At 59.1% G+C, this 13,986-nt stretch carries 11 protein-coding genes; 10 read left to right on the top strand and 1 reads right to left on the bottom strand.

All coding sequences use genetic code 11. The annotated features are described in order from the left end of the window. The 10 genes from HY298_20240 to HY298_20195 form a co-directional block, all read left to right on the top strand. Positions 1–953, top strand: a 953-nt coding sequence (locus HY298_20240; protein MBI3852593.1) for a hypothetical protein, incomplete at its 5' end; no start/stop codon positions are given. Positions 954–1,013: 60 nt separating this feature from the next. Beyond that, a complete protein-coding gene (locus HY298_20235) occupies positions 1,014–1,838 on the top strand; it encodes a prepilin-type N-terminal cleavage/methylation domain-containing protein (protein MBI3852592.1) in 825 nt (274 codons plus the stop codon). Positions 1,839–1,888: 50 nt separating this feature from the next. Then, positions 1,889–2,644: a prepilin-type N-terminal cleavage/methylation domain-containing protein gene (locus HY298_20230; protein ID MBI3852591.1), complete on the top strand. Its 756-nt coding sequence runs from the start codon at positions 1,889–1,891 to the stop codon at positions 2,642–2,644. 71 nt (positions 2,645–2,715) lie between these two features. Then, a complete protein-coding gene (locus tag HY298_20225; GenBank protein ID MBI3852590.1) occupies positions 2,716–2,940 on the top strand; it encodes a hypothetical protein in 225 nt (74 codons plus the stop codon). Positions 2,941–2,966: 26 nt separating this feature from the next. Further along, on the top strand, positions 2,967–5,879 hold the full coding sequence (locus HY298_20220) for a hypothetical protein (protein MBI3852589.1): 2,913 nt from the start codon (positions 2,967–2,969) through the stop codon (positions 5,877–5,879). 56 nt (positions 5,880–5,935) lie between these two features. Further along, positions 5,936–6,343, top strand: a complete 408-nt coding sequence (locus HY298_20215; protein ID MBI3852588.1) for a hypothetical protein — start codon at positions 5,936–5,938, stop codon at positions 6,341–6,343. A gap of 62 nt (positions 6,344–6,405) precedes the next feature. Further along, the gene (locus HY298_20210; GenBank protein MBI3852587.1) at positions 6,406–9,117 is read left to right on the top strand and encodes a PQQ-dependent sugar dehydrogenase; all 2,712 of its coding nucleotides are present in this window, start codon (positions 6,406–6,408) and stop codon (positions 9,115–9,117) included. A 75-nt stretch (positions 9,118–9,192) separates the two neighbouring features. Further along, positions 9,193–11,160, top strand: a complete 1,968-nt coding sequence (locus HY298_20205; GenBank protein ID MBI3852586.1) for a hypothetical protein — start codon at positions 9,193–9,195, stop codon at positions 11,158–11,160. A 149-nt stretch (positions 11,161–11,309) separates the two neighbouring features. Next, positions 11,310–12,245, top strand: a complete 936-nt coding sequence (locus HY298_20200) for a PKD domain-containing protein (GenBank protein ID MBI3852585.1) — start codon at positions 11,310–11,312, stop codon at positions 12,243–12,245. A gap of 83 nt (positions 12,246–12,328) precedes the next feature. Next, complete coding sequence (locus HY298_20195; protein ID MBI3852584.1) at positions 12,329–13,012, top strand: RidA family protein; 684 nt, start codon at positions 12,329–12,331, stop codon at positions 13,010–13,012. 13 nt (positions 13,013–13,025) lie between these two features. Here the strand turns inward: HY298_20195 and HY298_20190 are convergent. Beyond that, positions 13,026–13,986: MFS transporter (locus HY298_20190; GenBank protein MBI3852583.1), on the bottom strand; the 961-nt coding region annotated here is incomplete at its 5' end.

Raw genomic sequence — 13,986 nt, 5'->3', positions numbered from 1 at the left:
TGGTGAGCAACTCGGTGCAGTTGAATTTCAACGGGCAGGCGGTGACGCCGGGGATCACGCGGACGGGGGCGGTGACGACGGCCAGTTACCAGCCGCCGGGCAATCTGCCGTATTTGTCGCTCAACACGGCGGTGTGGAGTTACAGCGATACGAACGGGAACAGCTACAGCAAGAGTGCGACCTTTCGGACGAAGCGAACGGTGTTGCAGGAGGACGCCAGCGGGTTTGCCGTAGTGGAAGCGGAGGATTACGACCTGCAAACGCCGCCCACGGACCCGGATCAGTTCAGACCACTGCTATTCCGGTTCACGGACGCAAATCCGCTGGGGGCGAAGATTGATTTTTCTGGGGATGGTTACTTGCACCTGACTCCGAACGCGGGAGTGGCGTATGACGACAACCCCCCGTTCGTTCCGCGGCTGGACTACCAGATCATGTTTGCCTACAGCGGCACTCATTACCTCTGGGCACGTGGGTTTGCCACGGACAGCGGGGCTGATTCCTTCAATGCCGGTATTGATGGTGCATCCCCTGTAACGGACAGCGCTTCGCAGCGGATCGACAGAACCTACACGTCGGACTGGGGTTGGGTGGGACAAGCCAACAAACCCGTGCCGTCTGGCCAGACGGCTCTCATCCAAGTCCCCAGCGCCGGGTTGCATACCTTGAACATCTGGATGCGGGAGGACGGCTTCAAACTTGACAAATTGCTGTTAACGACGAATGCGGACTTTATTCCCTACGACTTGGATCCGCCGGAGAGCGCGTTAAGCGCGCTGCCGTTGCAGTTGAAGATTTACCGGTCGGGATCGAGCGTCGTGGTTTCCTGGGACGGACTTGGGACACTGCAAACAGCCGACAGCGTGACGGGTCCTTGGGTGGATATGGCGTGCCCGAGCCCGTTGGTGCAAACGCCAACGGCCAATAGGAAATTCTTTCGGCTGCGCCGATAAGAAGAAGATGAACTGGAAAATCAATTGTCACCGAAAATGTCGCACGAATTGGAACGTCTCATGAACGCCAGCCTCGGGAGTTTCTTGAACGTTGCGTGCAAGCAGCCAGCCTCGCATAGGAGGAAGTTCACGACGCCGGCTTGCCTCCGGTCAAACCGAGCCGGCGGGTTCACGCTCATCGAACTGTTGGTGGTCATTGCCATCATTGCCATCTTGGCAGGGTTGCTCTTGCCGGCGCTGACCAAAGCAAAGGACAAAGCCAAAATGATAAACTGCACGAGCAACCTTAGGCAGTTGCAGTTGTGCTGGCATCTCTATGCGCTGGACAACGACGGCAAACTGGCCTTCAACAGTGGGGGGAACAACTTAGCGACCCTCAGTTCAGATGCTTGGGTCGCCGGCGACGCCAAACGGGACGACAGGTCCACCAACATTCAGCGTTCAGCCTTTTTCCCGTACAACTCCTCGATTGGGATTTATCATTGCCCGAGCGACCAGTCGCAGGTGATCGGCAAGAGCACCCTGCGCTTTCGGAGTTACTCGATGAGCGTTTGGATGGGCGGGCCACCGGTGTATCAGGAAATCAACCTCAAAGAATCCGACATCAACCACTCCGGGCCTTCGCTGGCCAGCGTGCCTTGGGATGAAAACGAAGACAGCATTGATAACGCTACCTTCGGCATCCGGCCCGCCGGCGCGTGGGACTGGTGGAACTGGCCGGCCAGCCGCCACAACAAGGGCGGCACGATGTCCTTTGCGGACGGACACGTGGAATACTGGAAGTGGAAACGCACCTTTGTGCTGAAATTCACCGGCTACGATGTCCCGTCAATTCGATTTGACCCGGACCTGATGCGCATGCAGACGACGGTGGGCAGCAAGTAACCCAAGGCAGATTGGAATGCGAATGCTTGAAAACTAAAAACCCACGTCTCATCCAATCGCCCAACTCCCTCCAGCACGGCTTCACGCTGATCGAGTTGCTGGTGGTGATTGCCATCATTGCCATTTTGGCGGGGCTGCTTTTACCGGCGCTGGCCAAAGCCAAGGAGAAAGCCAAGGCGATAAACTGCATGAGCAACATGCGGCAGATGGGCATCGCTTTCAGGATGTACACGGATGATAATCAAGGCAATTTCGTGCGGGCGACGCTCGGAAGCATCCCTGCTCCCTCCGGCGCGCTCGTGCCCGGGCCGGACACATGGTGGCCCGATATTTTGCGTCCCATGCTGGGGTCGAATGCAAAAATCCACGGTTGCCCCAGCCTGACCTTGACGAATGGTTTTGGCATCGGGATAAACCACCCCAATATCGGCGAATACATTTTCTCAACCAGGCCCGATCAAGCGGATCGCCAGGTCAAAGAAAGCTGGGTGGCCAATCCCACCCTGACGGTCGCCACGGCCGATGCGGGTCTGATCAGTAATCCGCACGAACCTCAGCCTGACAAATGGATTCCAGATTTGAAGACACCATTTGATCCGTTTAATTATCTGCTTTTCCGAACGCCAAACAACCAGCCCTACTACGACAGCCAGCCGGCCCGGGTGGTAAACCGGCACAATAAGAGGACCGTTGCGGCGTTTGTCGATGGCCACGCCGAAACCATGAAGGCCAGCCAGATCGGTTTTCAGTTTCGTGAGGGGGGTCCGCGGGCCCTCTGGGATCGGCCGGGCTACGGCGGAAACTGATTGCGCATCCAGGCGCTTGGGGCCGCTAATTTGATGACGTAGTTAATGGCGGTTGAGTTTCTGGAAAAGTCATGCAACCGGGCCTGAGCACGTCCGAACCGATGATGAACTCGACAAACGAAGATGAATTGAATGACAAACAAACTGTTATGCTCAGTAGAAACCTGCCGGAAAGCGTCTTGAGCGATGTGTTCAAGCAGCGAGTTCGGCTGTTGGTCGCAATCGTTGCTTGGCCGTTGTTCGTGGCGGCAGATGTGATGGAAATTCTGTTCGGGCAGCTTCTAACTGTTCCTTGACGACCAAAGCATTTCCACGATTGGCAATGAACCGCGCAGCGTCAAAAAACCAAATTGCCAACATTAAAGCTTGGGTCTGGTTGCGTGCTGGTCCACTACTCCTGCTCGCTCTCTCTGCGGTCTCCGCCCAGGACAAGCCTCCCGGCGTGCGTGTGGAAGGCGACCGGATCGTCCTGGCCACCAGCCAGATGGTCTATGCGGTGGCGACCAATGGCTACAATCAAGCCTTTCAGGATCGCCAGACCGGCAAGAATTATTTGGACGCAGCCGATCCGGGCCACTTCATGTCCATTGAAAAGAATGGGCAACGGCTCGGTTCCACGTCGGTGGAATTCGCGGGCGGGTTTTTGCAGGTGAAGTTCGGAGGCTCGGGAATCTGGGCGAAGATCCACGTGCGGGTCCTGCCGCACTACGCAACGCTGGAATTGACGGCGGTGAACGACCATACCATCTCGTCCTTTCACTTGGCGGACTTGCCGCTGACGCTCACCAAGTATGTCAGCCGCAGCATCGCTTCCTGCCGGGACGACGACTATGCGGCCGCCGTCATTCCCCTCAACCTGGAAACCCACGCCAGCCCTGAAGGTGGACGGCGGGCAGTGCTCAGTGCGCTCGCTGACCGCAGGGTCCGATTGGAAGGGGCTAAAATCGCCATTCTGGGATCTCCCACCAAGGATCTGCTGGCCCGCATCGAACAGGTGGAAACAGAAAATGGTCTTCCGCATCCTATGCTCGGGGGAGTCTGGGCCAGAAAATCAGTGGAACAGAAAAAATCCTACCTTTTCGTGGATCTTTCGGAGGCCACCGCCGACGCGATGATTGACTATGCGAAGGGAGGCGGGTTCGGCTATATCGTGGTCTATGATGGCGTCTGGAACGGTGCGCATGGAACGTATCCCATTCCCGTAAATCGCAAGAATTTTCCCAGCGGTGAAGCGGGACTCAAAACCGTGAGCCACAAGATCCACACCGCCGGCCTGAAGTTCGGCGCGCACATCCTGGGTCAGGATATCGACAAGAACAGCCCGCTAGTTCATCCGGTGCCCGATCCGGGCCTGTACGTTTACCCCGACCGGAGGCGAATCTTGGGCACGAACATCGGGCCTGATGACACCTTCATACCGACGACGGAATCTCCGGTGGGTTTGCTATCCAAAGCGGACAAAGCTCTCTACTTCTACGGGCGAGACTTGCGCATCAACGACGAGATCGTCGTCTATGAAGACTTGCAAACCGCGCCACCGTACGGCTTCACCGGTTGCCAGCGGGGCGCGCACGGGACGCTCGCCGCGGCGCATCGGGCCGGCAGCCCGATTGATAACCTCGCGCAAATGGTTTCCGGCTACCAAGCGGATTGGAGGGGCGACCTCTATGATCGCATCGCCAGCGCCGAGGCCGCAGCCCTCGATCAATTTCAGTTTGACTTCCTCTATCCCGATGGCTCCGGGGCGACGCCGGGATACCCACTGCCAGCGTGGTATCTCAGCAACCTGATATTCTCCAAGCTGTATCATTACACGCGGCGCGAGGTGTTGTTCGGGCTGGCTCCCCCAACGGCCTACACCTGGCACATCTTCACCCGGGGGAACACCGTGGATTTTGTCAAGAGCGGCATGATCCAGTACTTCGACCGGGTTAGCGTCGCGGGCGCGAGGAATTCCGCGGCGGACTTGCAGCCCTTCGAGTTCGGCTGGTTCGGGTACTTTCGCCACGCCTTGGATGGTGCCGCCACCCGGCTCCGGGAAATGCAGTACGCCTGGTCAAAAGCGCTCGCCTACGGAGCCGCCATGTCCCTCGAAACCAAGCAGGCCGCCCTGGACGGCAACGGCCGGACCCAAGAGATCTTCGCGACCATCAAGAATTGGGAACAACTCAAACTCAACGATTATTTCCCGGAGCGAATCCGGGAACAATTGAAGGCGCCCGGCAAAGAATTTGTCCTGGACCGCGCGGTGGATGCTAGTTGGCGCATTCTACCAGTGACCTACAGCCCGGAAAAGCACGTCACGGCGGTGGAGGGAGGGAAAAATGTCTGGACGCTTGAGAATGCGTACCGGGACCAATCTTTGCGTGTCTCGATCGAGGCGAGGCCGACTCTGACAAGATACGGTGATTTGGCAAATGTCGTCCTGCTGGAACCCGGACCCCTGAAACTTAACACCTCAGCCACCGGGCCGCTAGGCAGTCCTGACCGGCAGACCACAGGGCTCGAATACCGGCTCAAGACTTCCGCTCAAGAATCTCCGGGTGAAAAAACGAGCTTCGAGGTCGCCGCCTTGAACAAGGGATCGAATGCCGCCGGCTGGGGATGCGCCGAGGTGATCTTCGACACTCCCAAGGATCTGAGCCATCATCGCGCTCTAGCAACGTGGGTTGAAGGAGATGGCTCGGGGGCGTACCTCCATTTCATCCTTGAGGACTCCAGCCGGTGGGAGGCGCGCGACTATTACGTGCGCCTTGACTTTAAGGGTTGGAAATATATCGAAATGCCTGAGTCGGCCAAGGGCGAGGTTTACGATTTCGCCTTCCCCTTCAGTCACTACGAAGCAATCCGCAGCATCAAATTCGCGGAGATTTCCCGGGTGTACGTCTTCCTCTCCAACCTGCCAAGCGGGGCTGCGGTGACAGCTCACTTCAGCCGCCTTGAGGCACTTCGGGAAACTCCTCAGACCCTTGACAATCCAGGCCTGAGAGTGAACGGTGAGTCGATTAACTTCCCTGTGCAGCTCGAAACGAACTGGTATCTGGAGTATGAGGGCAACGGCAAGGCCCGAGTGTTTGATGAGAATGGCTTCACCAAAGGGGAAGTGCTTCCTGTCGGGAAGGCACCGATAATCCGGCAGAGGGTCAATGAAGTTGTGTTTTTCTGCAGTCGTGACCAGCGCTTCGGGCAGCGCTCAAAAGTCACCTTTATGACCCGAGGGGAGCCGTTGCAGTGAAACAGATGTGGGCCAGCCTTGTTCCACCGCTACCCGAAAACGTGTCACCCATTAGCGTGAGCGGCCGATCGCGAAAAAGCGTCTCCGTCAAACCGCCTTGCCTCGATTTGGTGGACACCGTTGGGGTGACGCATGAGACATGGATGGCGATGGAATGCCTGAAGCCGTTCTGCCCCAAGGCAACCCCAGCGGTTATGGAAGGCGCAAAATTCGGCGCATCTCCGGCCGGCGGCATTCGATCCCTTGTTCAACACGGCATCGAGCAGATGATGGTCACCGGCAATCCTTCGTGGAACGTCGAACGGTCGCTTCTAACGAGCGGCACGCTGGACACTCTGTTACTGTCGCTCAACAAAAACCAACGGCGCATCGAGACCCCGTATCTCAGGCTGCGCTATCAACCCACTTGGCGCTGGACCGAACCGCCACCGCCGCCGCCGATGGGGCCGTGGTCTGAACAATGAATCAAACCATGAAACTGTGTTCCCCCATCAGCCCGGGTACGAGACTCTCGGTGATCGCTCCAATGTTCTTCGCCATTTGGCTGATGTTCGGCTGGCCGCTTCTCCACGCCGCCGATGAACCACCGTTCGGCCTCGACCACCGAATTCCGTGGACCACCTCCCGCGTGATCGGCTCGCCCGAGCCGCCGCTGCCGTACACCGTGGAGAAAACTTTTACAAACATTCAATGGCAACAACCGATCTTCATTACGGCGGAGTCGGGAACGGACCGGTTGTTTGTCATTCAACAAAACGGGGAGACGAACAGACCGGCCCGAGTCCTCCGCTTGCGTGATGACCCAAACACCGCTCAGGTTGAAACCTTTCTCGCAATCAGCAATCGTCTCGTTTATAGCTTCGCGTTTCATCCCGGCTATCGCACCAACGGCTACATTTATTTGTTTAGCAATGGGCCAACGCCCGAGACGAACCGACTGAATCGCATCTCGCGCTTCACGGTTGGGCGGCAGCCTCCTCAGCCGTGCGATCCCAAGACCGAGCAAGTCATCCTCGAGTGGCGCTCGATGGGTCACGACGGCGGCGGCCTTGTGTTTGGGCAGGATGGGATGCTCTACATTTCCAGTGGTGACGGATCGGGTGATTCGGATACCTGGGCGACCGGCCAGGACCTGAGCGATCTAAACGGCGGCATCTTGCGCATCAATGTGGATCAACCGGACGGAACGCGACCGTACTCCGTGCCCAAGGACAACCCATTCATCGGGTTGAAAGATGCGCGACCCGAAAATTGGGCCTACGGTCTGCGCAACCCGTGGCGACTGACGATTGACCAAAAGACCGGCCAAATCTGGGTCGGCAGCAACGGCCAGGACCTCTGGGAAACCGCCCACTTGATGCGGCGCGGCGAGAATTACGGGTGGAGCGTGTATGAAGGCAGTCATCCGTTTTACCTCAATCGTAAGCTCGGCCCCACGCCGGTCGTGCTGCCGACGATCGAACACAGCCATTCCGAAGCGCGGTCGCTAACGGGCGGCGTGGTGTACTACGGCCATGAACTTTCCGAACTCGACGGCGTGTACATTTACGGGGACTACTCGACCGGCAAAATCTGGGGCGCGCGCCATGACGGAAAGCGCGTGACGTGGCGACAGGAGCTGGCCAGTACGGAATTGCTGATCACCGCCTTCGCGGTGGATCAACGCGGCAGAATGTTGATCGCCGATCACGCGGGAAACATTTTTCGTTTGATCCGGGCACCGAAGCAAATCTCGAAGGCAAAATTTCCGACGCGTCTCAGCGAAACCGGTTTGTTCCGATCCACCAAGGCGCACCAGGTTCAGCCAGGTGTGATTCCGTACTCGGTGAACGCGCCCGGTTGGGCGGACGGTGCCTCGGCGGAACGATTCATCGCCCTGCCGGGCGACACCCGCATTGGTTACGCCTCATCCGGAGGTTGGAATTTCACAAACGGTGCGGTGCTGGTCCAAACACTTTCGCTTGAGCGCGAGGCTGGCAATCCGGCTTCCCGCCAGCGGATCGAGACGCGGCTGCTCGTCTTTCAGGGTGGGCAATGGGCTGGCTACTCCTATCGCTGGAACGACGCGCAATCCGACGCGACGCTCGTCCGGAAAACTGGTGACGAGAAAGAATTCGTCATACATGACCGCCGTGCGACCGGCGGTGTACGGCGACAAGTCTGGCGTTTTCCGAGTCGGGCCGAATGCAGTGCTTGTCACAGTCGCGCCGCCAATTTCGTTCTCGGCATGTCGGAATCGCAGATGAACAGGGTGCATGATTACGACGGGGTGAAAGACAACCAGTTGCGCACGTTGGAACACATCGGGCTGTTCACCAATGCTCTCCCCAAGCCTCCGGCTGAATTGACGAAGCAGGTTGATCCTTACCATCCGAGCGAGAGTCTTGAGGCGCGGGCCCGTTCTTATCTTCACGCGAACTGTTCCGTCTGTCACGTTGGCGCGGGGGGCGGCAACTCGAAGATGATTCTCAGTTTGAGCACCAAGCTCGAAGAGATGAACGTCATCGGCGCGCGACCGCAACACGACACGTTCGGCATCGCCGACGCCATGCTGATTGCGCCCGGTGATCCTGACCGCTCAATTCTTTACCAGCGGTTGTCGCGTCGCGGTCGTGGTCAAATGCCACCGGTCGTCGTCTCGACGGCGGATGAAAAAGCAATCGCGCTCGTTCGCGATTGGATCCGCAGCCTGAAACCCGAGCATCAATTCGTTCGCGATTGGAAGATGGAAAATCTCCTACCGTCGCTGGACAAGGTCAAAGCGGGGCGTTCCTTCGAGTCTGGCAAAGCCGCCTTCAAGCAGGCGGGTTGCGGCCAATGCCACCGGTTCACCGGTGAAGTGGGCAGCGTGGGCCCCGACTTGACAGGCGTTGGGAAACGGCTGGCTTTGCACGACCTGATGGAATCAATTGTTCTGCCCTCGAAAGTCATCGCGGAAGGATTTGCGGCGACCGAGATCGAAACGAAATCCGACGAGATCACCAATGGTCGTATCGTTCGTGAAGACGACCAGGTGGTGGTGGTCCTTCCGCAGACGGCGATTGCGGAAGCTGTCACGATTCGCAAACGAGACATCCGCCGGAGGGAGTTGTCGAAAGTCTCGAACATGCCAGCCGGCATCCTCAACACGCTGCAAGAAGCGCAAGTCCTCGATCTACTGGCTTATTTGATTTCCGACGGCAATTCGAATCACGTCGCGTTTGTCTCCGGCGCAGTGGCCAACCCAGCGGCAAAATGAAGAGTTGGTTGAAAGATCCGGGAAATAAATCTCGCTGTTGAGACCATGCGAGATATACGGTTGCGCCGAACCAACATGCCGACTGCAGGAAAACCTGACACTTCGAATGGTGGCTCCTTACCGCTCAAGCGCCGGACATTTCTAGGCCTTGGCTTGTCTGGTTTCGCGGGCTTGTCGCTGCCGGCGTTGGCCCGGTTCCGTGCGCAGGCAGCGGCCAGCGAATCCAAAAGCAAAGCGGTTGAGGCAATTAAAACGGCGAGCGAGACGACCTATTGGGATCGCACCGACCGGTTTGAAGAGAAGCTGAAGCTGCTCGAAGCGGCGTGGCAGCGGAAGGATTTTCGGCTGGCGCGTGCATTGGCGCATTCGCTGCGGAGCACGGCGATTCAGGCGCAGGCGGAGGAAGAGAGTCTCGGAACTCCACTGGTAGCGGAGGCCCGTTATGAAACCGTGGACTCGCTCCCGTCTCCTTGGAAAACTTGGGCCAAAGGGTGGAAGTATCTCAAGACTTTAACCCTCGACGAAACAATCGGACAGGAGCGGCAGGCGGAGCCAGTGGAGATATTGCTAAGTTTTCCAACCGAGCAGGTGACCTCGCTCACGCGGGAGGTTCGTGTGGCGCGCGTGAGCGATGGCGCGTTGAAGGAAGTGCCGTGTCAGGTGATCGGCGAGGTGCGGCGGGGCAACGAACGTTTGTGCAAGCTGCTGTTCATGGCCGACGCTCCGGCAAAACAGAAACAAACCCTCTTGGTGTTTTACGGAAACCCGGACGCGGAGTTGCCCGCGTATCCGACGGACCTGGTGACCATGGGTGAAGGGTTCGGACTGGACATCGAGAACCAGTTTTACAAGGCGTCGCTCTCGCGGCAGATGGGGCAACTCGAACGGCTGACCCTCAAGCGCGAGCACGGGCTGGAGTTGTTCTCGGGCGGCGAGGGACACGGCGAGCCGCCGGGCATTGACTGGGCGCATGACTACGTCGCCGCGGGAAGTTTTCAGAAACTGCGGATCACGTACTGGGACGCGTGTCCGGATTACGAAGTCGTGCGCGGGCCGTTGTGTACGATCGTCCGGCGCTGGGGATTTCCGTATTCGCCGGTTCATCCGCTGTTTTCACCGAGCCGGCTCAACATTGACGTCGAGTACCGCTTCTATGCCGGGCTGCCGTGGTTCCACAAGACGGGCCGCATGACGGCCGTCAAAGATTTTGAGGCCGAAGCCATGCGGGATGACGAGTGGGTTTTCTCCGGACACTCCTTCACGGACAGCGTGTGGATGGGGGCGGACGGCAAGTTGCGCACGGGCGAGGTGGAGGCGAAGCACCAGGACAACTTGTGGGGCGTCGGCTTTTTCAACAAGGAGAGCAAGGACTCGTTCATCGCGCTGTTCTTGGAGCACAAGGCGGAAGGGTTGCCGGAGCTGAAACATTCGGGCGCGCCCACGTTGTCTTATCGCTGGCACGGACAATTGTGGAGCCGGTATCCGCTGCCGGGCAAGCACGTGCCGGCCGGGGCGGTGCTGCATGAAAAGAACGCCTATGTCGTCCTGCCGTTCACCACGGCGGACGTGCCGCGCATGATCGAAGAGTTGCGCCGTCGGCTCGTGAACCCGCTGGCCGCCTCGGCGGGCGAATTGCCGAAACAGATTACGGCGAAGGAATCCCCTGGACGATTGGCGCGGCCAGGAGAAGCGGGCGACAGTCCGATTCCCAAGCAGTCGTTGTGGGACGCGTTGCGCGATTGCAAGGACGCGCAGTTTTACACGGCGGACATCAACGTAGTGGACCTGGGACTGGTGTACGATGTGCGGGTCCGTGGCGATGTGGTGACGGTCGTGATGGCGATGCCGCATCGCGGGCGTCCGCGGCTTGGCTACTTCACGCACGGCTCGATCTCGGTACATCCCACGTTGTCCTTGCCGGTGCGGGAGCGATTGATGAAGGTGCCCGGCGTGCGCCAGGTGGTGGTAGAGCAAACCTGGGAGCCGGGTTGGAGTTCCAACCAACTTACTAACGAGGCGCGCAGAAAGTTCGGGTTGTTGTGATTGGATCACAGCTCATAAAGATCCTCGGCTTCCTGTTGGCGGCGGTTCCAGTCGCTCAAGCGCTCGAACGCCCGGGCGTCGAGTTCAAGATCTTTCAGTTCCCGCCCGATCAGATCCCGCGCATTGACGGCAACACAGATGATTGGGCGATGGTGCCGAAGCATTACATCATCGGCATGGACCAGCTCGCCGACACCGTGGGCGGGCATGGGACAAACCATGATCGCGCCGACCTCGACGTTCAGGTGCGCGTGGGCTGGGTCAAAGGCCTGAACCAGCTCTACTTTCTGTACGAGGCTTCCGACGATTACTGGGACTTCGCCCGGACGGATTTGCACAACGACATTTTCGAGGTGGTGGTGGACGGCGACTTGTCCGGCGGGCCGCTCATCAAGCAGATGCACCCGCACTTCAAGGACCGGCCGGAGGAAGCCCACTTCAGCTTCCACGGTGTCCATGCGCAAAACTACCACATCTTCACGCCCGCTGAAGGCAAGGACTGGGCGATGGTCTGGGGCTGCCAGCCGTGGATCAAAGAACTGCCCTACGCCAACGCCGCGCAACGCTACAATTTTCGCCCCGGCCAGAGCGGCAAGCTGGTGCTGGAATTCTGGATCACCCCCTTCGACTTCGCTCCCGCCGACGGCCCGGCGCGCGCGGTCGTGTCCCAGCTCAAGGAGAATGCGCTCGTCGGTCTGTCGTGGGCGGTGCTCGATTACGACGACGAAAAAGCCGAGCACTACAAAGCGTTTTGGAATCTCTCGCACAAAACGACGATGTACGGCAACGCGTCCGACCTTTGCGCGTTTCGCCTCATGCCGCTCAAGCCAGGCTTGCGCAAACCCATCGAAGCTCGGTGGACGTTTCAAGTCGTTGACCCCGCGCGGCGATTGGTCGCGTTTCGCGATGAGTCGAGGGGCGAGATCACCACGTGGAAATGGGACTTTGGCGATGGCCAGATTTCGACCGAACGCCATCCGCAGCATCGCTACGAAAAGGGCGGCGAGTTCACGGTCACGCTGTGGATCGAAGGTCCGGCGGGCAAATTGCGGCGCGCGAAAGTTTGGGATTTGTTTTTGAAATGAAAGCTCAATCCACGACACCTCTCGTCACCCATCCCCGTTGTTCTTACCGCTTTCTCCCTGGGATTGCTCCCTATTCGTGCGGCGTGATTGCAAATCCAGGCCACGAAATCGTTCACGTCACGCTGGAAGTCGCGCGGCCGTGGCGCGAGGGCTTTGATTTCGTGGACCACTTTCTCCGCAAGCAAGGTCGCCAGCGCTCCGAACTCTGCGCCATGGAATTGCGCTCGCCCAAGCCGTTCACCATGCCGGGGTTCATCAAGTTCAACCGCGGCTATTGCGCGGTCCTGGAGGAGTGGGGTGTGGTCGTGGACGGCGCAAATCCTATCGCGCGAACCAACGTCTGCCCGATCGCATTGGAGGGCCCGGAGCCAGTGCTGCATGCCTTTTCTTTCGTTCGTCCGAACGCCGAGTTGAAACGCCAGACTTTCATCGTTGCAGGCGCAGGCGAGTTAGTGGAAGGCACCCTTGTCAATGACGGCATCCTGCGTCGGGGCGAGACCTCGGCCGAGGCTATCGCGGAAAAGGCACGGTACGTGTGTGAGGTGATGGTTGACCGTTTGCGCGGTCTGCACGGCACCTGGGAAGAAGTCACCGCGGTCAATGCTTACACGACCCACCCGCTGCATCCGCTCCTAGAATCACTGGTGCTGCCCAGCCTGCCGGCCGCGCAGCGCCACGGCGTCACTTGGCATTACACCCGGCCGCCCGTGGTGGACATTGAGTTCGAAATGGATTTGCGTGGTGTCGTGACTCAGTGGGTGGTGTAGCGCAACGCGCATTTCAACTTCCCTTCGGTTTTTCCCAGAACAGTCGCAGCGCAAAGTAGCCCACCAACGGAGTCAACCCCACCACCGCGATGCCCAGATCGAACGATTGGGTCCGATCCACGTAGCGGCCGAAATATTTGTGCACCGGCGAGGAGATGGCCCAGACCAGCGTGCCGAGCAGTCCGATCATTTTGCCAACATGCTGCGACGACAATTCCTGCACGAACGAGTAGAAGCACGGGTACAGGCCCAGCGTGGCCGCACCGACAACCAGCAGCGCGGCGAGCAGTGGCCAGCCTTTGGGCAGCACCGCCACGAGGACGGTGAGCGCCGTCAGCAGCGAGCAGGCCAGATAGACGCGGCACTTCGCGGCGTGGGGCGTGAGACCGCGACGCGCCAGCCAGAGCGACACCGCGCCCACCGCAATGCACCCGATGTCCGTGGCGACAAAATAAGCCGAGTTGAAAAATAGCGCATCGCTCTCGCTGTACCCGCGACCCTTTTGGAGGAACATCGGCAGCCACACGCGCAAGAGCTGCCAGGTGGTGTGAATGCAAAAGATGACGACCAGCGCGACCGCGAACCGTCGGCTGAAGACGACACTCCAAAGCGACTCCGGCTGGGTGCTCGTGGCCGACTGGCTGCCATTCGATGGCGACATACCGCTGAGGTCGCGCGGACGAATGAAAGCTAACCAGGCCAGGACCCACAGCATGCCGAACGCTCCGACGACCTGGAACGGCAGTCGCCAACTTCCCACAGCGTCCGTCATCATCACGCGCATCACGAGCGGCGTGATGATGGCGCCGATGGACGCGCCGCTTTGCAGCACACTGTTGCCCATGGTGCGGTCTCGCTCCGAAAGCAGGAGATGCGTGGTCTTCAGCGCGCAGGGCCAGTGGCCGGCCTCGAATAGCCCAAGCAACGTGCGGCAGAAGAGAAGCTGGTTATAATTCGTCGTCCACGCGGTGAGA

Source organism: Verrucomicrobiota bacterium (assembly GCA_016200005.1).
Lineage (GTDB): Bacteria > Verrucomicrobiota > Verrucomicrobiia > Limisphaerales > PALSA-1396 > PALSA-1396.
The sequence above is the reverse complement of the archived record's forward strand: the minus strand, read 5'-3'. Positions and strand labels throughout refer to the sequence as shown.

Excerpts from the sequence above, each read along its gene's own strand:
- HY298_20235 (MBI3852592.1), top strand. The coding sequence starts at position 1,014 with ATGAACGCCAGCCTCGGGAGTTTCTTGAACGTTGCGTGCAAGCAGCCA.
- HY298_20225 (MBI3852590.1), top strand. The coding sequence starts at position 2,716 with ATGCAACCGGGCCTGAGCACGTCCGAACCGATGATGAACTCGACAAAC.
- HY298_20220 (MBI3852589.1), top strand. The coding sequence starts at position 2,967 with ATGAACCGCGCAGCGTCAAAAAACCAAATTGCCAACATTAAAGCTTGG.
- HY298_20210 (MBI3852587.1), top strand. The coding sequence starts at position 6,406 with ATGTTCTTCGCCATTTGGCTGATGTTCGGCTGGCCGCTTCTCCACGCC.
- HY298_20205 (MBI3852586.1), top strand. The coding sequence starts at position 9,193 with ATGCCGACTGCAGGAAAACCTGACACTTCGAATGGTGGCTCCTTACCG.
- HY298_20200 (MBI3852585.1), top strand. The coding sequence starts at position 11,310 with ATGGTGCCGAAGCATTACATCATCGGCATGGACCAGCTCGCCGACACC.